Genomic DNA, 24,496 nt, shown 5'->3' on the forward strand with positions numbered 1-24,496 from the left:
TTACTGTGCTGAACATATTAGGCTTAAGTATCGGAATTGCAGGTTTAATTTTTGCGATCCTATACTGGAACGACGAACATTCTTATGACAAATGGAATCCTGAGAAAGATAAAGTTTTTATTGTAATGAATGATTTTGGAGGAGGAAATATCTGGACAACAAACTCTCCTATTACGGGTCCGACGCTAAATGCATCTACTTCTTATTTGGACAAATATTGCTATTTCAGAAACAATTATACAACAGAAACAATTCAGTATAACGGAAAAATTGAATTAATTGACAAAATCTTTTCAGCCCAACGCAGCTTCTTTTCTTTTTTTCCGTTTGAATTTATTAAAGGAAATGCTAAAACAGCTTTTCATGATCGAAACAGCATGGTACTTTCAGAAGAGACCGCTGCTAAGATTTTTAAGAATGAAAATCCGATGGGCAAACAAGTAAAATATGCTGATCAGATTTTTGTGGTTCGCGGAGTATATAAAATACCAGATAGATCGTCTGTAAAACCAGCTCTTGTTACTCCCGTAATTGAAGATGAATTAGAAAAGGATAAAGATAATTGGGGCTTTAGCTACGGATTAATGTTTAAGCTTAAAAAACAGAACGATACTACTGCCGTAATCAAAAATCTAGATCATATTTTTCTTGAAAAAAATTATAAAGTACAGGCTAAAGAAGTTGGACTTCCGCTGGATGAATTCATCAAACAATATGGCGACCCAATAAAAGCGAGACTTTTGCCACTAACAAAGTCAAGACTTTATCAAGGAAATTATGCTTTTCCAGAAAAAAATGCCAATTTACAGTTCTTAAAAATAATAATGGGATTATCAATCCTGATCTTACTATTGTCAATTGTCAACTATATTAATATGGCAACGGCAAATGCAGTAAAAAGAGCAAAAGAAGTGGGTGTGCGTAAAATAGTGGGCGCTTCAAAAAACCAGATTATTGCACAATTTGTTTTTGAAACTACTCTGATGACTTTATTTGCTGTATTGTTAGCCTTAGTTATCGTCGAGCTTTCACTACCGTTTTATAATGCATTTTTAAACAAAGATCTTACACTTATTGGAACTCAGTTTTACCTGCAGCTCATTTTAATTTTCTTCTTTGTAATTGTCGTTTCAGGAGTTTTTCCAGCGGTATATATTTCCAATTTCGAAACGCTTAAAGTATTGAAAGGCAATTTCTCGCGAAGCAAAAGCGGGGTTTGGCTTAGAAACGGAATGCTAGTTTTACAATTCTCGATTGCCACGCTTTTTATAATAGGGTCGTTTATTGTTCACAAACAGGTAAATTACATGATTGACAAAGATTTAGGTTTCAATGGTTCACAAGTTATGGATATCGTTTTCAGGCCTATAAAAGGAAAAAATCAGTATGACAGATATAAAACCATCAAACAGGAACTTTCAAAAATCAAAGGTGTTGAAGCGGTTTCGGCGGGATTATTTTCTATCGGAAGCAATGAAAACTCTTGGCAAGGACTTCATTACAAATCAAATAAAGAAGTCATTACGCAACAAATGGGAGTTGATTTTGGCGAACTCGATCTATTGGGAATCAAAATATTGAAAGGAAGAGATTTAAACCCTAAACTGGCAACAGACACTATTTCGAGCGCTTTATTGAATGAGACTGCTGCGAAAACGCTTATGGAAAAAGATCCTGTAAATAAGGAAATCACTTTTGGCGGTCAGAAATATAAAGTGGTGGGAATAGTCAAAAATTTCCATTATATCGGAATCGAATATAATGTGGCACCAATGATTTTCTTTCACATTAAATCGGTATCATGGATGGAAAATTACATGCGATTTATTTCTGTCAAAATATCACCAGAAAACATGCCCGAAACTATTGCGGCAATTGACAAATTCTGGAAAGCCAAAGTCGATCAGGAATATCCGTTTGAGTTTGATTTTGTAAATAAAAACTTTGCTCGCACTTATAAAAAATACGAAGATCAAAGAAACTTATTTGCTTTACTGAATGTTGTCGTCATCTTAATTGCCGTTTTCGGATTGTTTGCTCTCGCTTCTTATTCTATGGAAAGAAGATTACGCGAGATTGCCATCAGAAAAACGCTTGGAGCAGAAACAAATACTTTACTGAAAGAATTGTCTAAACAGTACGTAGTTTTTTGCATAATTGGTTTCTTAATCGGAATTATTCCTGCTTATTTATTGATGCAAAGATGGCTTGAAAACTTTGCTTCTCGAATTGATATTCCGCTCCTGCCCTTTTTAGTTGCTTTTGTGTCATTGTTATTTCTAACGCTGACCATTGTTTTAGCAAAGGCTTACCAAGTAACCAAAGTAGATGTTCTAAAATACTTAAAATACGAATAGATGTTAAGAAACTGGATCAATATATTTATCTATCAAATAAAACACAGTAAACTATTTACTGCTCTCAATATTCTCGGATTATCAATTGGAATTTCAGGTTTGATTTTCGCACTTCTTTATTGGAATGACGAACACAATTACAATTCTTGGAATCCTGAGAAAGACAATGTTTATCAGGTATTGGCGCAATTAAGCGATATGCCTGTAACTGCAAATAATCCTGTACGCCTTAAGCCTCACTTACAAAATGATCCTAATGTAGAAACTGTTGTTTACGCAGACGAATGGTATCAGAAAGACAAAGTGATTTACAAAGGACAAAAGGAATTTGTAGATAAAATCATCAATGCCGAAAAAGATTTCTTTTCTCTTTTTCCGTTTGAATTTATCTGTGGGGATGCCAAATCGGCTATAAAAGACGAAAACAGTATTGCTATTTCAGAAAAGCTTGCAGAACGCTTTTTTGGGAATAAAAATCCTGTGGGAAAACAAATCAAATGTTTAGAGTCTACCTTTACTATTCAAGGTGTATACCGCATTCCTGGAAATTCATCTATTGCGCCAAATATCGTGATAAATCGAATGAAAGATTTAGTAGATCCTGCTAAAAATCCTGGCCTTTTTGTTTTAAAAGTATTAGTAAAACTAAAAGATCCATCAAAAGTAGAATCGACCCGAAAAATGCTAGATCAGGTCTTTTACGACGAGATTATTGTGAGCGCTGCTCAACAAGCTGGTTTTACACCTGCTGAAATGATCAAAAAAATGGGAAGTTTCAAAGTTGTTATGGAACCCCTTTCGTCTGCAAGATTACATTCTGTAACCGATGGCTATCCTGAAGGAAGAGGAAATTATCAGTTTTTGGTTATTATGGCCTGTTTATCGGTCTTGATTCTTATTTTGTCAATTGTCAATTACATCAACTTGGCAACAGCCAATTCGATAAAAAGAGCTAAAGAAGTTGGAGTTCGTAAAGTTTTGGGCGCTTCAAAACAGAATATTGTTTTGCAATTCATTTTTGAAACCATTTTAATGACTGCGTTTTCGGTTTTGCTAGCCTTAATGATTGTCGAAATTGCACTTCCTTACTATAATTCTTTTTTGGAGAAAGATTTAAAAATAGTCGAAAGCCATTTTTATCTTCAATTAATATTCGTTTTTATCACAACCATTTTATTTGCTGGGATATTTCCCGCGTTATATGTCGCTAATTTTGAGACTCTAAAAATTTTGAGAGGCAATTATAATCGAAGCAAAAGCGGTGTTTGGATAAGAAACGGAATGCTGATTCTGCAATTTTCGATTGCTTCGTTTTTTATTATTGGCTCTGTAATTGTCTATCAGCAAATTAAATATTTAAACAATAAAGATCTTGGTTTTAAAGGCGATCAGGTTATGGCAATTTCGTTAAATCTACCTTCTTCCTATTATCAGGGAGAAAATGCTGGAAAGAACATTTTCGAAAGATACAATACGATAAAACAGGAATTGCAAAAGATAAAAGGTGTCGAGAATGTTTCAACTGGTCTTCTTTCTTTTGATGGAGCTGATGATTCGCAATGGCCAATTTGGTATCGAGATGTGCTTTTCAAACAAAAAGCTATCGGACTTGATTATGACATGCTCAATCTGCTCAATATAAAAGTGATAAAAGGTCGAAATCTTAGTCCGAATATAGCTTCAGATACTATTAATTCAGTTTTAATCAATGAAAAATCATTGAGTTTAATGCAGGTTAAAGACCCAATTGGAAAAGAGATTAAAATTGGAAATCAAAAAATGACAATTATCGGAGTAGTAAAAGATTTTAATCTGTTAAGCCCAGAAGTTGATGTTCCGCCCATTACTTTTTACCACATAAAATCTTTGGATATGGCCAATGAAATGAATCGCGTTTATGTCAAATTAAAAGCAGATCAGATTCAAACTTCCATTGCTGAAATCGAAAAATTTTGGAAAACAAAAATCGATACCGAATATCCGTTTCAATATGATTTTGTAGATAAGGAATATGCTCGAAGTTATGAATCGTATGTCAAGCAAAAGAATCTTTTTTCTTTGTTAAACGTTGTTGTAATTCTTATTGCTTTGTTTGGATTGTTTGCTTTGGCTTCATATTCGATTCAAAGAAGAATGAAAGAAATTGCAATTCGAAAAACATTAGGCGCAGACACCAATGTTCTGCTAAAAGAATTATCAAAACAATATGTTTTGTATTGCATAATTGGCTTTTTAATCGCTATTGTTCCAGCTTATATTTTTTTGCAAAAATGGTTGAATAATTTTGCTTTTAGAATCGAAATTCCTGTTTTGCCTTTCTTAATTTCTTTTGCTTTTTTATTGGCACTTACTTTAATCATTGTTTTAGCGAAAGCGTATCAGGCAACAAAAGCAGATGTTTTAAAATATTTAAAATACGAATAATTCATTTTACATTTTATAAAAAGCTGTGCGAGTTTAAAATCTTGCACAGCTTTTTTTATTTCAATTAAGCATAAAATCTTTTCAAAATTTCTTTTGCATTGTCTGAAGCTACAATCAATCCGCCGCTCATCATGATGATGTCTTTGAGAACCAAACGCCCACCAACAGAAAGATACGGAAACCCAAATTGCGGTGTCGGAAAATCTCCGCCCAGATTTGGAACGTAAACTTCTGGTGTTGTAATTAAAAATGATAAGGTTACAAATGCCATTATGAATGTTAGAATTCCGCCTAAAAAACCTGCTTTCGGAAACCAGATTCCTAAAAGAACCAATAATCCTATTGTTACAATTACAGTTCCTAACGCATACGAAAAAATATACGTTCCGTTGGCTTCATGCCATTTGATGTTTTTCTCTACCGTTTTGCCTTCTAGATTTTTGTAAAGTGTATAAGCTTTTACTGTTTTTCCGTCTTCTTTAACGACTTTCGTATTAGCATCTTTATAAAAGAAACTCATAAACGGACTATTCGCGACAAGCGGAACAATCCCGTCTGCTTCATATTTAAAGGCTTTAAGTCCGCCGATCCATGCCATTACAATGAATATGGCAATTCTTAAAAAGTGAATGAAATTGTTTTGTCCACCAGCTATAAATCTTATAAATTTTTCCATTTTGATTATGTTTTAAATACATACCAAAATTACTTTAGCGCGGTCTGGATAAAAATGGATTTAAAGGAGTTTTCATGGACTATTTTGCCACGATAGAAATGCCAACTTCTTTTCTGAATTCTTTTGGTGAAATGCCAACACTTTTCTTGAAATATCTGCTGAAATAAAATTCATCTTCAAAATTAAGATCGTCTGCGATTTCTTTTATGGTCTTAGTAGTCAAATGCAACAGTTTCTTGGCTTCCAAAACAATCCGATCTTGAATAAGCTGTGAAGGCGATTTTCCGAAATGTTTTTTGATTCTTTTGCTGAAAGTGTTCACGCTCAGATTGTATTTAGAAGCATAAAAAGCAACTTCTTTGGCTTGTAGAAAATGCGTGTCCAACAAATGCTGAAACTTCAGAATATCAGCATTTCCAATAGATTCCTGAATCTGTGGCGACATTTTCAGCTGTTTTTCTTTACTGCTCAATGCCAAAACAACTTGTAGATACGATTTTAGAATCGAATTGTCATAATCCAATTCGGAGTCTTCTACTCTTTTCATTCTTTCTATAATGCTGGTGATTTCTTCGAAAATAAAATCAGAAACGGTTACAAAAGGTTCGCTATAGATATCGTTGAACAAAATTCCGTTACAGGCTACTTCTTTTTTATGGTATTCGATGCAGTAAAAATCTCCATGAAAATTTAAAGAATTAATGAAAGGTGCTGTAGAACTTTTCCATTGCAATAACTGATACGGCGTTAAAAACAAAAGACATTTTCCTTTGCATTCGTATTCCGTGAGATCAACAGAAAAAACGGCTTCTCCATCAAACATTATAATGTAATAATAAGGTTCGTTGATTTCCTTTTCGAGAAAAGAAGATTTTTTCAGTTCGATTTTCATATTACGAAAATAAAGATTTTATCGTTTGTTTTTTTACCGCAAAGTTCGCGAAGGTTTTTTTTAAAGAGCTTTGCTTGATGAGAAAGAGCGCAAGATGTTTTTTTGTTTCTCGCAAAGACGCTGAGGCGCTAAGTTTTTTCTCAAAGATTGAATGTAGAGACGCACTGCAGTGCGTCTAACGTTTGTAATATAGTCGCGCAATCCCGATAGCTATCGGGAGCAAAGGCGCAAAGTTTTCTCCTTTTTGTCACCGTGAGCGGAGTCGAAGGGCGCAAAGTTTGTTTCACGCAGATTAAATAAAGATTTTAGCAGATCTACAAAGATTTTTTAGATTTAAAATAATTTGCTCAGATCTGTAAAATCTGCGTGAAATCAATTTTATAGAATTTCAATTTTCAAATTATCTAATTATCAAATTGACAAATTATCTAATTCTCTACTCCTTCTTAGTAAACCCCTTTCTAGTCATTTCTCCCCAGCCTTTGGTTCCCATAATTTTTTCTTTGTAGCCAATTATAGCCGCGTAAACCGTAAGCGGATGGAAATAGAAAGGTTCTATAAAAGCCGCCATTAAAAGTTTGAAAAAGTCAGCTTGTTTGGGGTATTTGTGGTACGTTTTTTCTTCGCTGTAAAGCGCAATAACCGAAAAGAAAACCGCAAAGGAATACACAAAAAACAGCAGTAAAAAGAAAAAATGCCAGTTCAGCAATCCGAAAACGATAAAAACGACCGTTATGAGAAGACCAATAAATTCGATTCCAGGTGCTAGAAATTCGAATAAGGTCCAATACGGAACACTGAGCATTCCTAACAATTTGTATTTCGGATTCAAGAACATTCTGCGATGAATGCTTAAGGTTTCTATGGTTCCTCTCATCCAGCGGGAGCGCTGTTTTTTGAATATCTTGAAATCTTCTGGCGCTTCTGTCCAACAAAGCGGATCTGGAATATAACTTACCGAATAAGGCAGTTTGTTGTCCAGCATATAACGGCGCATTCTCACGATAAGTTCCATATCTTCACCAACGGTTTTGGTACTGTAACCGCCAGAAAGTATAGCTATTTCTTTATCAAAAGCACCAAAAGCACCGCTTATAAGCAATAATCCGTCTAGTTTTCCCCAAGCCATTCTTCCTAAAAGAAACGCTCTTAGATATTCTAAAACCTGAATTCTCGACAGCATTACATCTGGAACATTCACTTCGACCAAACGTCCGTTTTTGATGATGCATTGATTCGCAATTCGAACCACTCCACCCGTTGCAATAATTCGGTTTCCGTACGATTCTAAAAATGGTTTTGCCAATTTTAAAAGCGAATCTTTATCCAAAATACAATCGACATCAATGCAAACCACATACGGATTTTGAGCAATATTCAGTCCAACGTTTAGCGCATCGGCTTTACCTCCATTTTCTTTGTCAATAACAATCAGTTTTTTGAATGCAGCATTTTTAGAAGTATAAATTCCTCTAATCTTTTTGGTTTCAATTTTTGGATGAAAATCCAAATCGGTTAAAACAAGATCGTATGTTTTGGTGAGAATTTCCATCGAATTGTCTTTGCTTCCGTCATTTACCACAATTACCTGATAGTTATTGTAATTTAGCGAAAGCAGCGACTTTACATTTTCTTCGATTGTCAAACCTTCATTGTAAGCAGGCGCAATAAGTGACAGTTTTGGAGCATATTCGCTCGTTAAAAGCACTTCATAATCAACAAAACTGTTGCGTTTGAGATATCTTCTAAGCTCTTTTGTAGAAAGATAAGCCAAGATTAAATAAGAAGACATGATTAGTATGGCGTAACCAAGTATTAGGAGTATATATACATCCAAAAACCATGTTATTTCAGGATTAAAAAATGTCATTTTCTTAAATTTAAGCTGTTAAGGTCTGCAAAATGCTCTGCGCTTCGTATTTTATAATGGTATTGGTTGTCTGAGCTGCCAATTGCGCTACATGAGGAACTTTCTGCGATAACTTCAGCTCTTTTATGAGCTTTAATCCAAGCGTGATTACAGTCGTATTTTGTGACTCCAATAAATGTTCTATTCCTTCGGTATCGCCAATATCGTGTTTTTTAAAAGCGGCAATAATATTCAGCTGCATCCAATCGTCAATCGGGTCAGAATGCTCCACTAAATATCTGATACTCCGAGTTCCTTCAAGTTTGATACCGGCATTTATTGCAACAATTTTTAATGTTTTTTTTCTGGCTTTAGAACAGGCTACAATTGGAACAAATGCTTCTTTAATATTAAACTCTGCCAACTCTGTAATTCCTTGACATTTTTCTTCCCACCTTAAACTTTTAAGTTTTCTAAAAGAAATTTTTACTAAATGAGAATCTTTGTAAAACTGTTCCAGTTTCTGCGCATAAATGCCTTCGTAATTTTTATGCAAATTGATTAGTGATTCGGTTAAAACTTCTCTGAAAAAAGAAGTATCAAAAAGCACCAGAAAATTTTTGTCTTCTTTGATTTTAGAAAACGAAACATCTTCAAAAATAACAGCCGACATTACTTTGTCAATCATTTCACTGTATTCTTTTCTCAACCGTTCTTTTTTTATTTTGCTGTTTCTGCTGGCAACAATAATAAGATATAGGATGAATGACGCTGCTACAAACAGATAAATGGAGAAAGTGAGAAAAGGCACTTCCCAACCACCGCTTTTGTATAGTTCCCAGATTTCTGTCATCTTAAAAACGTTTCGTTACAATAAACTGTATATTAAATCTATTTCTATATTCTCCAGGTATATATTCTTCGTATTCGTAAAGAAAAATCGGTCGTACAAAAAAGGAATCGCCAAAACGATGCTGATACTGAATTCCTGCTCGATAAGCCTTTAAAGGCTGTGTAAAGCTATTGTACAGATACAAATACGGAACATTTCCGTATTGCAATTCCAATCTAATAAGACGTTCTTTTTCTTCGTTTACACACTGAACGCTTAAAACATGAGAAAACAATTCGTTTGAAATATCGTAATACGGTCTGTAGGCAAAACTATAAATTCCAGCGTTATAAGCGACTTGACCTGTAAGCAATGTAATATCGTCAGTTTCAAAATGCATGAATCTTCCTCCAAGCGAAAAATCGAACTTTTTCTGCGGAGCAAAATAGTATTCTAAACCTGCTTTGGCTACAGGAAATATGGTTTCTCCTGTTGAAACTCCTGCATTGGCATACAGATAGCTTTTGTTTGAAAAGGTCTGATAAAAATCGGTTTCAAATAACATTTGGGTTTCATTTCTGACATTTCCAATATTTGCCCTTCCGACAATTGCTGATTTGCTGAATTTATGCGAATACTCCACATAACCATAATGAAACGGAGATTGTCCAGGATCTGAGGTCGAAATATTGAGGTAAGAAGCTGAAACTGCATTTTTTGCCTTACGTCCTATAAGCGTACGGATTCCTCTGAAAGCTTGTGTGCTATTATCGATATAAGCTGATTTTTCTATTAAATCTAACGCTTCCCGATCTCGGTTTAGTTTTTCCAGACAAGTCGCTTTAATCCTCAAAACATCAACCGATTTTGGATCAATAGCAAGATATTTGTCGCAGTAATTGATACATTTTTCATAATCTTCTGTCCAAAAATAAATGTTTACAAGTGCCTGTAAAGCTTCTGGATTCGGATTATTTCGGTCTGCCATTGGAGACAGTATTTTTATAGCTGTTTTATAATCTTTTTTCCAGCTGTAAATGCGTCCGGCATACGTTTGTATATCTTCATTTTCTGGATATTTGGCGCGCAGAGGTTCAATAAGCGATAAGGCTTTATCGTAATTTTCTTTTTCAACTTCGCGTTTTACATTTGCCAAAGTTTCGTCAATATTGATTTCTTGTCCAATAGCAACGGAAGAAACAAATAGCAGAAAAATAGAATAATAGATAAACTTCATCAGATTCGGGTTTTTAGCAGTTTATTGATTCTTACTAAAAGTACGGCCGGACTCACAGGCTTGGCAATGAATTCGTTTGCTCCAATGTCAAAAGAATCAAGCTCGGTCTGCTCAACGCCCGAAGAAGTCAGGATAATGACAGGAATATCAGATTTAAGATTCTCTCTGACATGCTGCGTAATTTCCATTCCGCTCACACCTGGCATATTTATGTCGGTTAATATTAAGTCATAGTTTTCTTTTTCGATTGCTTCAAGAGCTTCTTTTCCGTCAGAAAACTGGTCAACATTAAATCCTTTCGACTCTAAGAAAAAAGATAATGATTTGCGTAGGATATCATTATCTTCGGCTACAATAATTCTCATTTTTTATTTTTTTATCTGGGGACATTTAAAATTATAACGTCATATATTGTAAAGCTATTGCTTATTTCCCTTATATCATAGCTCTTTTAAAATTTTAACGACTTCATCAATTCCACAGCTGAAAATATTCATTTTATCTAATGTTTCGGCTGTAAATTTTCCTTTCAAGGCTTCTTCTTCAATAATGGTAAGACAGTCGCTCAAATCATTTAGCATAAAAATATCCATACTTGATTTCATATTATGCGCCAGTTTTTTGACATTTTCATAATCGGTATTTTTAAAAGCTTCTGCCAACTGCGCCGACTGATTCGGAATTTTTTCAACAAAAAGATCGATCATATCTTTTTTAAATTCAGGATCTCCGCATGCCATTTCGTCCAAAAAAGACATATCCAAAATTCTTTTCTGGTGCGCATCGCTATCTGGCGTCATTACGGTTTTTATAGCTTTTAAAAGAACCGACTGTTTAAACGGTTTTGGCACATAAGCATTCATTCCAACTTTGTAGCAACGCTCCTGCTCTCCCACTAAAGAATGCGCCGTCATCGCAATGATCGGAATATTCGAATTCAGCTCATTTCTAATGTATTCTGTGGTTTGATAACCGTCTTTAATAGGCATTTGCAAGTCCATTAAAACCAGATCATATTCGTTTTTAGATAAAAGTTCGATGCCTTCTTCTCCATTTTGCGCAATATCCAAATCAAACCCAAAATTATTAATTACGCTTTTTGCGAGCTTTTGGTTTAAAACATTGTCTTCGCAAAGCAAAATTTTAAGGTTCCCTAAATCATTTTTAGAAACTGTTTTTACAACTGTCTCCTCAGAATCTGTTTTTTTATACGAAAGAACAAAGAAAAACTCAGAACCACGGTTTAAAGTACTTTTTACATGAACTTCTCCTTTTTGAAGTTCAACAAGCTGTTTTACAATATTAAGACCGAGTCCCGTACCGCCAAATTTTCGTGTTGTACTTTCTTCGCCCTGAGTAAAACGTTCAAAAATAGTTTCGAGTTTATCTTTTGGAATTCCGATTCCAGTATCTTTTACGGAGAATTTAAGCGAATAATCTTCTTCCGTTTCATCAATTTTCTTTACAGAAACGGTTACTTCTCCTTCACTTGTAAATTTGAGCGAATTGCCAATAAGGTTTACCAATATCTGATTCAACCTCCCTTGATCGCCAATTACCATATCGGGCATTTCGGCATCCAAAAACAGATTAAATTCTACATCTTTCTGTGCTTTTACTTTCAGTAAATTGTAAACGTGTTTGAGGGTTTTCTTCAGATTAAAACGCTCGCTCTCAATAGATAAATTTCCTGATTCCATTTTAGAAAGATCCAAGATATCATTTACAATCAGAAGTAAATTTTCGCTTGCAATCTGCACACTTTCAATATAATCTCGCTGTGTATCATCGAGTTCTGTCTGCGCAAGTAAATCTGTAAAACCAGTAATTGCATTTAAAGGCGTTCTGATTTCGTGACTCATATTGGCCAAAAAACTGTCTCTTGCCAAAACAGCACGTTCTGCAATTTTTCTCTGAACATAAAGCTGATTGTTTTTTGTGCCTAATTCCAATTGCGCGATAACGTGTTTGGCAATAATAGAAAGCGCATTTCGCTGATTTTCATTCAGTTCTTTAACTACGTGATCAATCGCACATAAAGTTCCGATGTTATAACCATCTGGCGTTGTAAGCGGAACTCCTGCATAAAATCGCACATTAAAACCTCCGGTAACATTGGGATCGTCTTTAAAACGATCGTTTAAATGTGTATCGTTTATCTCTACAATTTTGGTATCTAAAATAGTATAATTACAGAAAGTGATTTCTCGAGGAACCTCAGAAACGCCTATTCCAATCTCCGATTTAAACCACTGTCTGTCTTCATCAATAAAAGAAATATGGGCAATTGGCACACCACAGATATATGAAACTAGTCTTGTGGCATCATCAAAAGCATCATCAGGAAGTGTATCGAGTATATTATAACGTTTAAGGGCAGCTAAACGTTGAAGTTCGTTTTCTGGAATGGGGTAATTCTTATTCATTTTTAAGGCGGTAAAGTGCATAAAGATAAGGCAAAATTAGTCTAAAACTCTTGCTTGACCGCGTTTTTATGTTTTTTTTTAGTCCCTAGTTTTTTAGTCCTAAGTCCCTAGTCTTTTGACTATGTAGACTGACTAAATATTAAAAACTAGCACTAAGGACTAAACGACTAAAGCTCTAAAATCCTCTTAAGTTCTAGCGTTGTATTTCCATCTGAAAGTACTTTTGGCGCTTTTACTAATTTTTCGGCTAAAAAAGCTGTAGTAATGGGTTTTAGATTTTTAAAAAGTCCGATTGTGTTTAGTGCTTTAATGATTTTTATAGAAATCTTTTCGCCCCAGCGATCTGAATTTTCGCGAATAAGCGGTCCAGGTCTAAAAACAATATATTGAGGAAAATGGAGTCCTTGAAGATGCTCTTCCAGTTTTCCTTTCATCATCGAATAAAAAACACTGCTTTTCGCGGAAGCGCCATACGAAGAAACCAAAACCAAAGAATGCACGTTGTTTTGTTTGGCAGCAGCAGCAAATTCGGCTGGAATATCAAAATCGATTTTCCACTGTTTTTCTTTTGAACCTGCGTCTTTTAAAGTTGTTCCAATACATGAAAAAAGAACATCTCCTGTAATTAAATTTTGAAATGAATTCACATCTGAAAAATCGACAACATGTTCTGTCAATTTGGGATGCGATTTTCCTGTTGAACGTCTTACAAAGATGGAAACTGCTTCGTAATCATTACTTTCTAAAAGCAGATTAACTAATTCTTTTCCCGTTGCGCCTGTCGCTCCAATTACCAATGCTTTCATAATAAAGGATTTATTAATAGTAAATATAAGGCTTTGTTTGAAATAATTTTTAATAGAAGTTGCTGATAGTTATGATCTCCAAAATCTGCTAGATCTGCGAGAGTAATTTTTCTCCCGCAGATCTAGCAGATCTTGCAGATTATCTTTTATTCTAAATATTATTGGAAAAGTAAAAGCAAAAAAAACTCTTTACTACAGAAGCAAAGAGGTTTAGTTTAAAAATTTTCTAATTTTCTAATTTTCTAATTTTCTAATTTTCTAATTTTTAATAAACTTCTGCGTATAAGTCGCTTTATCCGTCACAATGTTAATGATATAAAAACCTTTAGCAAAATTGCTTACGTCGATTTGGCTGTTATTTAACCGCGTACTAATCGTTCTTCCTGTCACATCATAGATCACAACATTTTTGATTTCGTCTTCTGTGCTTATGTTCAGATAATTTGATACTGGATTTGGATAAATTGACAATTGTACTTTCGTGAATTCATCTCTTCCTAGAACAGACGTATCAACTGAGATCGATTTTTCGACCACTTTTCCATTCGAATTAAAACTGATTACAACGGTTGCAGTTCCACCATTTTTTGGCGTTAGAATTAATTCTTCGTTCGCATTAATTTCTGCTGAAACAATATTGCTATCACTATTTGATTTTATTGTTTTTACGATCGCTGCCGATAAATTGTCTTCATCTGAAACGACTGTTTTCAAATCAATAATCGTCGGACTTCCCGTTGAAACTTGCGAAGGCAAAATTGAATTGACAACTGGCGCTGCGTTATCTGGAAACACTGCCATTGCTGGAAACCAGTAATAATCGTTTAGGACTTTTGTGTCGATTAATTTCCCCGTGGTATCATAAGTATGAATCCAGTTTTTCTGATAATGAAAACTAAATCCGCTTTCTGTTGTGTTTACAATTAAATTCCCCGAAACTGGATCAATTCGTAATCCTGCACCATACAAAATTTGCTTGTAAGTTCCTGTTTGTCCAGGAAGTGTAGCAAAATTTTCGTTGAATGTTTTTGTCACAATATCAAATCGTATAATCTTTGTGCCTGCCACAAAACTGCTTACGTTATTATTCCAATACAACGCATTTTCTGTATTGCTGTAAGTAAAACTTCCCGCGTTCCAAGCGCCCCAAGAACCTAAATATTTAGTTGTTGGAATAGCATAAACTGTTGTGTCAAAAGTCAGTGGATTAATATTGATCAATTTCTGTTCTTGAATTCCCCAAACACTACCGTCTTTGGCCTGTGTAACCGAATGAAACGCGCCAGAAATGGTTTTTATAACCGTATTTGTTTTAGGATCAATAACCAAAATTCCGGCACTTTGTTTTACAGCAAAAACATATTGCGAAGTACGAATCATATTTCCAATTTGTCCCGCATATTGGCTTCCTCCGCCTGTTGTTGGTATCAGGCTTCCCACTTTCATATTTTCAATATCAAAAAGATAAACACCGTTTGAAGCGCCTATGTAACCTGTTTTTTCGTCTATACCCACAAAAGAGCGTCCGTCTCCTCCTCCAATAGTTTCAAATGAAGCAATTTTTTTCATCGTTTTTGCATCGGCAACAACCAATCTTCCACCTGGAATGTACTGCGTATCTCCGCCATCTTTTTCTTGCTTGGAAACAAAATAAAATTTATCTCCATAAATAGTTCCGTATGGTGTAGTCGCACCAAAAGTATGATTGTCATTAGCTTCACTATATACTCTGTAATGAACGTTTCCGTTAGCATCAATAAAATTTACAGATCCATTCACGTGCCCGAACCAATCTTCATTTACCATAAAATAGCCTTTAGTAAAATCTATCGTTTTAGAATAAGTAGCAACTGGAGTAAAAGTTGTGGCAAGATCAGCTGGCTGCATACCTGGATTAAAATTCCAAACATCCCAAGAACCGTTTTGCAATTCGCGAGAAGAAGCTCCTAAGCCAGAATAGCCAAAATCGCTATCAGTTGGATCTTTAACCCAATACGACCAATATCCAGTAGTCCATCCTGACTGCCAGTGATCATTGGTATCGATAACCGTATAAGAATCAAAATCGTAAGCAGACGTATTAATTATACCATCAAAAGGATAAAAAGGAAAGGTTTTATCAATGCCTTTATAGAGTCCGTTTGTGCCTGCTCCGTCCAAATCGAATCCAAAACCTCCAATCGCAGATCCGAATTGAGTGCCTTGTAAAAGCAAGGTAAAAAAGCGGGGATCAGCTTTTGCAATGGCTTTAATCATATCTTCGCCCGTTGCTGTTCCATCCCATTTAAATCCCCAAACCAAAGCATCCGAAGTTTTATTGTCATTCCATTGTACCACAAATGCCGCATGATTCGCGCCTGTTCCTACCCAAAATTGAATATCATCAAAAGTGATAGCATTGGCTGTTTGTGCTTTTAATTGTTTTTGCGTTACCGATTTTAATTTCAAATCGTTTCTAGGAACGCCTTGAACTTTTATCTGCGCATTGGTTAGAAACGCAAAGAATAGCATGAGTACTATTAAGTAGTTTTTCTTCATAATTTATTTGTTTAAAATGTTGTGTTAATGTGTTTTTATTTTTTTTTAAAACACATAGAAACATAGTGTTTATGTTTTCACTACAACTTTGTCAAAGTTTCAAACTTTGACAAAGTTTAACCGTGTAATTCAGCATAATTGCTATGTGTTTTCAAGCAAAGTGAAACGCTTTTTATTAAGTTTCAAAATCTATGTTTCTATGTGTTTTAAAAAATTAATTAAGATGCAAATCATAAGCTCCAGAAACCTCCGTAGAAACTTCGCCCAACCAGCCCGCTTCCTGATTGATTGCGGTGTAGACTTTTACAAAATCAATTCCTGGAAGTTTGACATATTTTCCGTTTTTATCTACCGCCCAAGCAATATCAATATTCGAAGCTTCGTCATTATTTGGAGCATTATCGGCGTAACCAAATTCAAACGATTTGCCAACCCAATACGAACCTTCTCCACTTTGGTCGTAGAAATTATCAGCTATTCTAGTTCCTTTTAAAGTATAAGAAGCATTGGCAATCCAAAGTGGATAATAATTCTGGTCGTGAAATACATTTTGGACTTTAAAACCTGATTTTCCAGCATTATCCTGCCATTTGATGTATTCGTTATCAACCTGCCAAAATTCAGTTCCAGCCACTGGCGATTTGCTCGCATCAGGCTTGAAATAAGTGATTTCGTAGTTTTTTATAGTCGTGTTTTTAAAATATTCACTGCCTGCGATTTCGTACCATTCGTCTTCGTCTGGTTTTCCGTTTTTGTTTTTGTCGTACGCGACCATAATAATTCCTGCTTCGCAAGATCCTGAACGCGCTTCGTTGGCTTCATTTCCCCAAAAAGCATTTCCTAAAATCTTAAAATCACGACCTTCCATATTCGGAATCGTATGGTCAAAACCAAAAACTACATAACCGCCAAAACCTCCTAATGAAATCATAGTCGTATTAGAACCAGCAATTGCTTTTTTAGCCGCAGAAATCATATTGGCTTCAGTATTTCCTTCTGTATATTGTGGAATTCCGTTGGTGAACTGCCCGACAGCAGGACGAAAATCAAATACATTAGAAATATATTTACTGTACGTTCCTGTTTCTTTTACAACATTAATGGACGAATTGTACACTTTAGTTTCTCCATTAATTTCTACTTTTAAAGTCAATGGATAATTTTTCTGGTACGGACTAATAAAATCCAATTCTACATTATCTGAAATAATCGAATCTTTAATACTCCAAGTCAGTTTTGCAGTGCTTGGAAGAATCGTCGCAATATTCAGCACTTTAAATCGATCAATTGTATACGATTCTTTCAGTACTTCTGCGGGAAGCAAATCTCCTTCATCGTTATCTTTACTGCAGGCTGCCAATCCTAAAAATAGAATTAGAGACAAAACAATTTTTAAAAGGTTTTTATTCATTGTTTTTAATGTTTATTTTTTAGTGATAAAAGCAATATGAGCTGGAATATTCCCAGCGGTCGTTTTCCATTTTAATTTTCCGTCGGGCGTAAAACAGTAGATATAACCGGTTACAACATAGTTTTGAGCGTCAGTAATGTAGATTTCTTTGCTTTCTGGATTCACTTGAAGTCCGTACGGAATCATGATTTTTTTGTCTGTTCCGTCGGTAATAATCTGGTTTGTAATTACTTTTTTGGTTTTCGTGTCCAAAATTCCGTAACTCACTTTATTCGAGCCCGACAGATAACTCCAAGAAACGCTATAGTAATACAGTAAATCATCAACAAGACAAGTTCCAGAAACCGGAATATCGAGCTGCATTTTCTTTTCATCTGTCTTCGTATCAATCACAAAAAGGTTCGATGGCGTGTTGTAGTAATCGCCTCGTGAACTCACATAAATATCGCCTCGGCTGTCAATCTGCATGCTGTACAGATTAATACCAACATCTATTTTTTTAATTTCTGTAAACGTTTCCAAATCAATTACCGAAACCGTTCTGTCGTAATTCGGAACTCGATAACCGCCAGAATTGGCAACATACAATTTTCCGTTGTGAACGACCATTTGCTCTGGCTGATAGCCAACGGTCACTTTTCTTTTTATTTCTAAAGAAGTCGTGTCAATTTCGGCAACAAAACCGATTTCAGCATTCGGATTGATAGCAACAGGTCCTGAATACGAACTCACATACGCTTTGTCTTTATAAAAAGCCACATAACGGCAGTTCGGAATATCGATTTTCTTAATGCGTTTTGCCGTCCATTTTTCTAAAACTTCTACTTTGTTTGAGCAATTAATGACAGCGTATACTTTGTTTCCGTAGATTTTAATATCATTTCCAACATCTCCCAATTCCTTTACAACAGCAGGATTTCTTTCTGAATACACATCTGTCTTATAATTTCCTGTTCTGTAATTAAAAACGTCCAGACTTGCACGGTTCATTCCCATATTTCCTTCGTTGAGCAAGTAAAATCCTTCAATCTTACCCTCGCTTCTTGGCGCCGCAACACTAACATCCGAAGAAAGAAATATCGTTTCGTCTTCGCGGCAGGAAACCAAAGAAATGGCTATGCTTAAACCAAATACTATTTTTAAAATCGTCCTTTTCATAACTCAAAACTGATTATAAATTTGAATGTTCTTCCCGGCATCGGATAATTGTAAATCACTTCGTACTGCTGATTAAAAGCATTGTTGACTTCAATCGCTCCGTTCAATTTGTGATTTTTGAATGCGAAAGATTTCTGAACCGCCAAATCGTGCGTGTACCAAGGCTGAACTTCATTCACTTTAATATTATTGACATTTCCATTATAGCGTTTTCCAACATAAATAAAACTGTAATTGAAGTTCCAAGATTCGTAACCCGCATTTAGAATTCCAGATCCGCTGTGCCAAGGCGTGTACGGAATCTGATCGCCGTAAGACGACATTTCTAAACCAACAAACTTTGTAAAATCCTGACTTTGAGAATACGTATACGTCAGATTTGCGGTTAGGTTTACTTTATCAATATGAGTAGCCATATTCAAAACCGTTTCAATTCCTTTTCCTTTTACCTGACCAATATTCGTCATCATCCAGCGAAATAAATTTCCCGTTGGCGCTGCCACAATTTTATCTTTTGTATTGGTATAATAAGCGTCTGCCTGAATAGATAATCTGTCTAAAAAACTTTCTTTCACTAAGAAATTATAAGCAAAACCAACATCGTACTGATTCATATATTCTGGCCTCAAAGTGCTTGAACCGACCATGGTGTAATACAAATCATTGAAAGTTGGCATTCTAAAAATTCGTTTAGCGAATGCTCTTAAATTGAAATCGTATTTTTTGAAAGGCGTATAACCTAGAAATAACGCGGGAGTAAACTCGGTTTTATTCGGAGCTTTAGCATTGTACTTGACCTCTTCGATAACGCGGGTTGTGAGTACATTTCCTAAAACTTTAAAACCTTCATATCGGTAAGAAGTCGCAAGAGAAACCAATGCCGTATAACGCTGAGGAAAAGAAAATTGCGTTTGGATTCCTCTTCTCGTCGCGTTTAATTTATTGTATTGAAAATCGGTTGAAAGCGAAACATCCCAAGTGGGTAAAATGCTATACATATTCACTGCCGAAAAATAGGCTTCCTGCTGATAATAACTATCGTCAGATTGCGCGCCTTCAGTTACCGTTTCTCCTAAAACATTGGTCGTATCTCTAGCAATGTAATGGGTATAATCGTAAGCAAATTTTCCTTTTAGCTGTAATTTGTACTTTTCTGAAACGTCTTTTATTAAAGAAGCCTGAGAAAAGAAATTCTTGTCGAATTGGCGAAAACCATCACGAAACTTATTTTCGACAATAGCGCCTGGAGCGCCTCTTTCTGAATCATAATAATATACTTTGGCATCCCAAACGCCTTTATTTATTTTGCCAAAAACACCCGATTCAAATCTAAAAGCTTCAATATCGCTGTTCCATCGTGTTGCTGTGGTATCGTAAGCAACGCTGCCGTCTTGATTTTTTCTTTTGTATCGAAATTTATACTGCCCGTTTGATTTGATGTATTCTGAACTGACACTCATACTGACTTTGTCACTCAGTTTTTGTTCCCATCTAAAAGAAGGATCATGATAATCAATCGACATGGTTTTGTAGCGAACCAGCAGATTGGTTTTCTTATTATTGGAAAAAGAAGGTCGTTTGGTGAGTAAATAAATCGTTGAAGCTGACGCGAAATCTTTGGCAGACTGAAAAATTTCGCTTTTCTGACCATTGTACATCGTGAGAGATTCCATGTCGTCAAGCGAATATTTTCCTAGATCGGTTACGCCGTTTTGCGCATTTCCTAGCTGAATTCCGTCATAAAAAACGCCGACATGATGCGTTCCCATATTACGGACGTCAACCGTTTTGAGTCCGCCAACTCCTCCATAATCTTTAATTTGAGTTCCCGCAAAATAGCGAAGTGCATCGGCAACATTATGAGCCGACAGGTTTTCGAGCAGAACGCCCGAAAGACTTTGTACCGGAATGACTTCCTGATACGGTTTTCCCTTTAAAATAACTTCTTTTAAAACCCGCGAACTATCCGTCACCGCTTGAGAATGAAGCAAAAAAGGAACAATTAGTAAAAAAATAAAAAGTAAAGTTTTCTTCAAATTATACATCACGATTTTATTAAATAAACTTTACGTGATGCAATAATTACAAAAACATAGAAACAGGCCTACTATCCTAAATAGCAGGTCATTATCTTGTCATCAACTTCATACCACGAAAGTTTTAAACTATGTGATCGTGGCAGGTCTCCTGACTTATTCCATCTTTAAACGGCCTTCTCATTCACCGCGGCGAACAATGGCATTAGTAATGTTTAAGGACTTATATAGAACTTACAGTAGCGGGTCTGTTCAGGATTTACACCTGATTCCCTTTTAACTGCTTTTTATGAATTGAAAAAGCAGACCAAAATCTGGCGCAAAGATATAATTATCTTTTATAAATGTAAATTGGAAAGATTTTAAAGGCTATATTTTTTTGTTTCTTCTAAAATTGACCGCATTAAAGGAGTAAGAAACCATCAAATAGCTCCAATATGATAATTGGTTTACATCTTGTATTTTTGGAAGATTTATCATGGAATCTGTTGCTTTGTAAAATGAAAATGCTGCATTAATTTCCAGTTCTTTAATAGGAGCATATTTCATTGAAATATCATTTTCAAATCCTAAAAATCTTGACATTTCCTGATTTAAATTGTTTTTTAAAGGATATTGCGTATAAAAAAGATGAAAATCGGAACGAAGTGATAATTTTGAATTTATCTGAAACGAATAAAATAAGTACGGATTTACAAGACCTTTACCGCCAACATCAGCAGGAAAACGGGTAAAAACATTCATGTTTCCATTAAATTTCCAAGTAACTCCATACAAAACATCAAAGTCATCTGAGTGTTGTGCATTTAAGTTGGAGCTGCTTCCGCTAATGATTTCTGCTCCTAAACGCAAAGTAGATTTTTGCAAAGACCATTTTATTTCTGGTTGGAAATAATAGGCAAACAAATGCTGTCCTTTTTGATTTTGACCAAATTGAAAATAACTATTTAAAGTATAGTACCATTGTCTCTTTCTAAATTCAATTCTTCCTCCAGTTGTTGCGCGAGTATAAAGTGTTTCTGAATTTGATTTTTCTAAAAAATCAACGGTATTTATGGAATTAAAAGCAAAATTTGGATTCACATTATAACTGAAATTATACACCAGCAAATACTTATATTTATTGGACGCTACAGGCGAATAAGCAGATTCAAAACTGGTATTGTATTTTCTGGTAAAAAGAAAAAATAAATCGTTGGCAAAATGTTTACCATATTTCATAATTCGAATTCCTTCGTGCGCCCTTCCCTGCTGGGCCCAGGGCGCATCCGAAAATAATCTGCCATTGTCTAATAAAACGCTTTGTCTTCCTAAACGAAAGTTGAATGACTTGAATTTTGTTTCTAAAAACAACTGGCAAAAATTAACGCTTCCGACTTTAGAACTAGAATTTGCTTCGTCCCACAAATGAATTTCTTGTACATCAGATTTTATAAGCCATTTTTCACGAGCATATAACATAGAAATTCTGTTTCGCTGCGTAATATAAAAATAAGGATCAATCGAATCGTTTGGCTGAAGTATATAATTGGAAGTGTATTCTGCTCTCGGACGTATTTCTATATTCATTTGAAACTGCTGTGATAAACTGCCATTTTCCTGTGCATTTGCATTATCAGCTATAATAATTACAAACAAAAAGAAAACCGCTTTCAATATGCCTTTTAACACCATATATACAAATCCTATAGAATTACTATACAAATATAGTATTTAGTAGACATATCTTCCCTCACATTAATATCTTAGTTTGTGATATCCTTATTATAATTATCAATCATGATTTACGATTTGACGAAAGAGCATTAATTTACCTGTTTTATCTCTTTTCCAAACATTTATACTCTTTCCTTTTACATTTCCGTGGCTGTCTCCATCGCGCCAATCGACGCTGTAAAAACCAAATTCGATAATGGCTTTATTGGCATTGATAATTCCTGAAGTTTGAATCGAAATTTGTTCGATACGCAATGTTCCTGGTTTTTCATGTTCGGTAAAATAAGCGGTGATTTCTTTCTGGCCCGAAAGAATTGGAGTATAATAGGTTAGATACATTGCATCTGGCGTAAACAATTTTGCATGCTCTGCTCCTTGCCTATTTTGAACCAGTTTTTTAATCGTATTATTTCTTTTTTTTAATTCTAAAGTTAATTTATCCGAAGAAATATATTCTTTAGTTGGCGAAATTGCAGCATCGTCTATTTCAGGAATGTTTTTATCGTCGAAATAACTTGTTGAACCCCAAATTTCTGCGGCAATAGTAAGCGGTTTATTTTTCGACGACTTTTTCCATAAAACAGCATATTTTCCAGAATAAGAAAAGGGTTCCAAAGTTTTTACGATCAGATTTTGGGTAAAATTTCCAATTTCAAGAACGTAATTCCCGAAATCCTGTACTTCCAGAATCGTTTTTTCGTACGAAGCAATTTCGGCTTGAGAGAGCCATTGTTCGTAAAATGCTTCGATTTCCTTTTTACCCGTTCGCTGTCTGCTGTGCTCGGGCATCAAAATGGATTGCTCTGTATAGGCTTTTAGTAAGGCGTTTTTATTTTCTTGTGTAAAAGCGGTAGCAAAAGAAGTGTTATATTCTTCAATCTGTTTTCTAATGCCTAAATCTGTTTTATTTTCTTGCCCAAAAACGCCAATTGCCAAAAACAGAAAGGCTAAAATCAATTTGGTCATATTTTATTTGTTTTGGTTCAAATACAAATATACAATATTGATTTTCAGTATTTTAAAAATATTTATTTATAAAAAAACAGATTTATTTCAAAGTTATTTTCATCAAGAGAATCCGAAGGATTCAGATATTTATAGATTTTATGCCACATCTTGAGTACGACTCCTTCGGGGTCGCATGCGGCGGCGGGAATTATATGCTATAAATATTTGAATCCTTCGGATTCTTTACTTTACAAGAAATTTGAAACTTCTTTATCTGTTGTTTCAACATCCGTACTTACACCCAACTGGCTAATTTTTAGAAAAAAATAACACCTTATAAGACAATAATTAGTTTTATAAAATGTTTATATATAAAAGATTATGATGCATCTAATCTTTATAACAATACCCTCAAGATTAATTTAAAAGAAAACATGAAAAAAATATTTTTGATACTTGCCTTTACTTCTTTTTCTCTGCACAGTTTTGCTCAGGAATTGGATAATAAATTCAAAAAAATTCCCACCAAAGAGCCAGCAGTAAAAGAAACTATTCCGCCAAAAGAAGAAGCTCCAAAGGAAAATCCGCCTGCGCCTATAGAAAAACCAGCACCGCTTCAGGTTAATCCAGACGAATTATTTAAAGACACGAATCTCTATAAGCCAGAAGCCAATGTTGAAGGCATTTTCTATAGAAGAAATCAGTTTTTAGGAAATATCAATACCACAGCCACGACTTCTACAGTTATGTATCGCGATGCTGCTTTTGTAGACGGCGATAAAGTAAAAGTATATTTAAACGATAAAGTAATTGAACCTGAAGTTTTATTAAACGGCGACTTTAAAAGCGTAAAAATCAACTTAGTAAAAGGAATCAATAAAATTGATATTGAAGCTTTGAACGAAGGTTTTGCTTCTCCAAATACTGCCGAATTCAAAGTGTATGACGACAAAGGCCAAGTTATTTCGTCAAGCGAATGGAATGTTGGTACGGGATACAAAGCTGTTATTGTATTAGTAAAAGAATAAATTTCTTATCGAAGAAATCGTTTGAAATCATAAAAAACACTTAAAACTGCTGGTATCGGCAGTTTTTTTGTTGCATATATGTAGTTAACTACGTAGTTTTGTACATAGATTTTAGATTTTAGATTTTAGATTTTAGATTTTAGATTTTAGATTTTAGATTTT

17 protein-coding genes and 1 riboswitch are annotated in these 24,496 nt (G+C 34.8%); of the genes, 3 read left to right on the forward strand and 14 right to left on the reverse strand.

Annotated features, from left to right (window positions below; all coding sequences use genetic code 11):
- The first annotated feature begins 5 nt into the window (after window positions 1–5).
- Both ACWA1F_RS08775 and ACWA1F_RS08780 read left to right on the forward strand, forming a co-directional pair.
- The gene (locus ACWA1F_RS08775) at window positions 6–2,357 is read left to right on the forward strand and encodes an ABC transporter permease (RefSeq protein WP_456893359.1); all 2,352 of its coding nucleotides are present in this window, start codon (window positions 6–8) and stop codon (window positions 2,355–2,357) included.
- The gene (locus ACWA1F_RS08780) at window positions 2,358–4,781 is read left to right on the forward strand and encodes an ABC transporter permease (protein WP_456893361.1); all 2,424 of its coding nucleotides are present in this window, start codon (window positions 2,358–2,360) and stop codon (window positions 4,779–4,781) included.
- A 64-nt stretch (window positions 4,782–4,845) separates the two neighbouring features.
- Here the strand turns inward: ACWA1F_RS08780 and ACWA1F_RS08785 are convergent, their stop codons facing one another.
- The 14 genes from ACWA1F_RS08785 to ACWA1F_RS08850 all read right to left on the reverse strand — a co-directional run bounded on the left by ACWA1F_RS08785 (window position 4,846) and on the right by ACWA1F_RS08850 (window position 23,324).
- Complete coding sequence (locus tag ACWA1F_RS08785; RefSeq protein ID WP_456893363.1) at window positions 4,846–5,457, reverse strand: DUF417 family protein; 612 nt, start codon at window positions 5,455–5,457, stop codon at window positions 4,846–4,848.
- A 79-nt stretch (window positions 5,458–5,536) separates the two neighbouring features.
- Entirely contained in the window at window positions 5,537–6,349 is an 813-nt protein-coding gene (locus ACWA1F_RS08790; RefSeq protein WP_456893365.1) for a helix-turn-helix domain-containing protein, read from the reverse strand.
- Window positions 6,350–6,785: 436 nt separating this feature from the next.
- A complete protein-coding gene (locus ACWA1F_RS08795) occupies window positions 6,786–8,219 on the reverse strand; it encodes a glycosyltransferase family 2 protein (protein ID WP_456893367.1) in 1,434 nt (477 codons plus the stop codon).
- A 10-nt stretch (window positions 8,220–8,229) separates the two neighbouring features.
- Window positions 8,230–9,051, reverse strand: coding sequence for a hypothetical protein (locus ACWA1F_RS08800; RefSeq protein WP_456893369.1), 822 nt, complete (start codon window positions 9,049–9,051; stop codon window positions 8,230–8,232).
- Window position 9,052: 1 nt separating this feature from the next.
- Entirely contained in the window at window positions 9,053–10,267 is a 1,215-nt protein-coding gene (locus tag ACWA1F_RS08805) for a tetratricopeptide repeat protein (RefSeq protein ID WP_456893371.1), read from the reverse strand.
- Complete coding sequence (locus ACWA1F_RS08810) at window positions 10,267–10,632, reverse strand: response regulator transcription factor (protein ID WP_111369569.1); 366 nt, start codon at window positions 10,630–10,632, stop codon at window positions 10,267–10,269. The genes ACWA1F_RS08805 and ACWA1F_RS08810 overlap by 1 nt, the downstream gene beginning before the upstream one ends.
- Window positions 10,633–10,707: 75 nt before the next feature.
- On the reverse strand, window positions 10,708–12,693 hold the full coding sequence (locus ACWA1F_RS08815; protein ID WP_456893374.1) for a GAF domain-containing hybrid sensor histidine kinase/response regulator: 1,986 nt from the start codon (window positions 12,691–12,693) through the stop codon (window positions 10,708–10,710).
- A 167-nt stretch (window positions 12,694–12,860) separates the two neighbouring features.
- Window positions 12,861–13,499, reverse strand: a complete 639-nt coding sequence (locus tag ACWA1F_RS08820; RefSeq protein WP_456893376.1) for an NAD(P)H-binding protein — start codon at window positions 13,497–13,499, stop codon at window positions 12,861–12,863.
- 258 nt (window positions 13,500–13,757) lie between these two features.
- Complete coding sequence (locus ACWA1F_RS08825) at window positions 13,758–16,037, reverse strand: DUF5074 domain-containing protein (protein WP_456893378.1); 2,280 nt, start codon at window positions 16,035–16,037, stop codon at window positions 13,758–13,760.
- Window positions 16,038–16,251: 214 nt separating this feature from the next.
- The gene (locus tag ACWA1F_RS08830) at window positions 16,252–17,448 is read right to left on the reverse strand and encodes a cell surface protein (protein ID WP_456893380.1); all 1,197 of its coding nucleotides are present in this window, start codon (window positions 17,446–17,448) and stop codon (window positions 16,252–16,254) included.
- Window positions 17,449–17,460: 12 nt separating this feature from the next.
- The gene (locus tag ACWA1F_RS08835) at window positions 17,461–18,606 is read right to left on the reverse strand and encodes a DUF5074 domain-containing protein (protein WP_456893382.1); all 1,146 of its coding nucleotides are present in this window, start codon (window positions 18,604–18,606) and stop codon (window positions 17,461–17,463) included.
- Window positions 18,603–20,651 carry a TonB-dependent receptor gene (locus ACWA1F_RS08840; protein ID WP_456893384.1) on the reverse strand — a complete coding sequence of 683 codons (2,049 nt, stop codon included), beginning with the start codon at window positions 20,649–20,651 and terminating at the stop codon, window positions 18,603–18,605. Before ACWA1F_RS08840 ends, ACWA1F_RS08835 begins: the two co-directional genes overlap by 4 nt.
- A 115-nt stretch (window positions 20,652–20,766) precedes the next feature.
- Window positions 20,767–20,969, reverse strand: a riboswitch (cobalamin riboswitch).
- Window positions 20,970–21,011: 42 nt separating this feature from the next.
- A complete protein-coding gene (locus ACWA1F_RS08845; protein ID WP_456893386.1) occupies window positions 21,012–22,346 on the reverse strand; it encodes an alginate export family protein in 1,335 nt (444 codons plus the stop codon).
- 69 nt (window positions 22,347–22,415) lie between these two features.
- Window positions 22,416–23,324 carry a DUF4440 domain-containing protein gene (locus ACWA1F_RS08850; RefSeq protein WP_456893388.1) on the reverse strand — a complete coding sequence of 303 codons (909 nt, stop codon included), beginning with the start codon at window positions 23,322–23,324 and terminating at the stop codon, window positions 22,416–22,418.
- A 416-nt stretch (window positions 23,325–23,740) separates the two neighbouring features.
- Here ACWA1F_RS08850 and ACWA1F_RS08855 point away from each other — a divergent pair, with 416 nt between their 5' ends.
- Entirely contained in the window at window positions 23,741–24,334 is a 594-nt protein-coding gene (locus ACWA1F_RS08855) for a hypothetical protein (RefSeq protein WP_456893390.1), read from the forward strand.
- The last annotated feature ends 162 nt before the right edge of the window (window positions 24,335–24,496 follow it).

Source organism: Flavobacterium erigeronis, from assembly GCF_054075165.1.

Excerpts from the sequence above, each read along its gene's own strand:
- ACWA1F_RS08850 (WP_456893388.1), bottom strand. The coding sequence starts at position 23,324 with ATGACCAAATTGATTTTAGCCTTTCTGTTTTTGGCAATTGGCGTTTTT.
- ACWA1F_RS08795 (WP_456893367.1), bottom strand. The coding sequence starts at position 8,219 with ATGACATTTTTTAATCCTGAAATAACATGGTTTTTGGATGTATATATA.
- ACWA1F_RS08800 (WP_456893369.1), bottom strand. The coding sequence starts at position 9,051 with ATGACAGAAATCTGGGAACTATACAAAAGCGGTGGTTGGGAAGTGCCT.
- ACWA1F_RS08840 (WP_456893384.1), bottom strand. The coding sequence starts at position 20,651 with ATGTATAATTTGAAGAAAACTTTACTTTTTATTTTTTTACTAATTGTT.
- ACWA1F_RS08855 (WP_456893390.1), top strand. The coding sequence starts at position 23,741 with ATGAAAAAAATATTTTTGATACTTGCCTTTACTTCTTTTTCTCTGCAC.
- ACWA1F_RS08810 (WP_111369569.1), bottom strand. The coding sequence starts at position 10,632 with ATGAGAATTATTGTAGCCGAAGATAATGATATCCTACGCAAATCATTA.
- ACWA1F_RS08830 (WP_456893380.1), bottom strand. The coding sequence starts at position 17,448 with ATGAATAAAAACCTTTTAAAAATTGTTTTGTCTCTAATTCTATTTTTA.
- ACWA1F_RS08815 (WP_456893374.1), bottom strand. The coding sequence starts at position 12,693 with ATGAATAAGAATTACCCCATTCCAGAAAACGAACTTCAACGTTTAGCT.
- ACWA1F_RS08780 (WP_456893361.1), top strand. The coding sequence starts at position 2,358 with ATGTTAAGAAACTGGATCAATATATTTATCTATCAAATAAAACACAGT.
- ACWA1F_RS08805 (WP_456893371.1), bottom strand. The coding sequence starts at position 10,267 with ATGAAGTTTATCTATTATTCTATTTTTCTGCTATTTGTTTCTTCCGTT.
- ACWA1F_RS08820 (WP_456893376.1), bottom strand. The coding sequence starts at position 13,499 with ATGAAAGCATTGGTAATTGGAGCGACAGGCGCAACGGGAAAAGAATTA.
- ACWA1F_RS08825 (WP_456893378.1), bottom strand. The coding sequence starts at position 16,037 with ATGAAGAAAAACTACTTAATAGTACTCATGCTATTCTTTGCGTTTCTA.
- ACWA1F_RS08790 (WP_456893365.1), bottom strand. The coding sequence starts at position 6,349 with ATGAAAATCGAACTGAAAAAATCTTCTTTTCTCGAAAAGGAAATCAAC.
- ACWA1F_RS08785 (WP_456893363.1), bottom strand. The coding sequence starts at position 5,457 with ATGGAAAAATTTATAAGATTTATAGCTGGTGGACAAAACAATTTCATT.
- ACWA1F_RS08835 (WP_456893382.1), bottom strand. The coding sequence starts at position 18,606 with ATGAAAAGGACGATTTTAAAAATAGTATTTGGTTTAAGCATAGCCATT.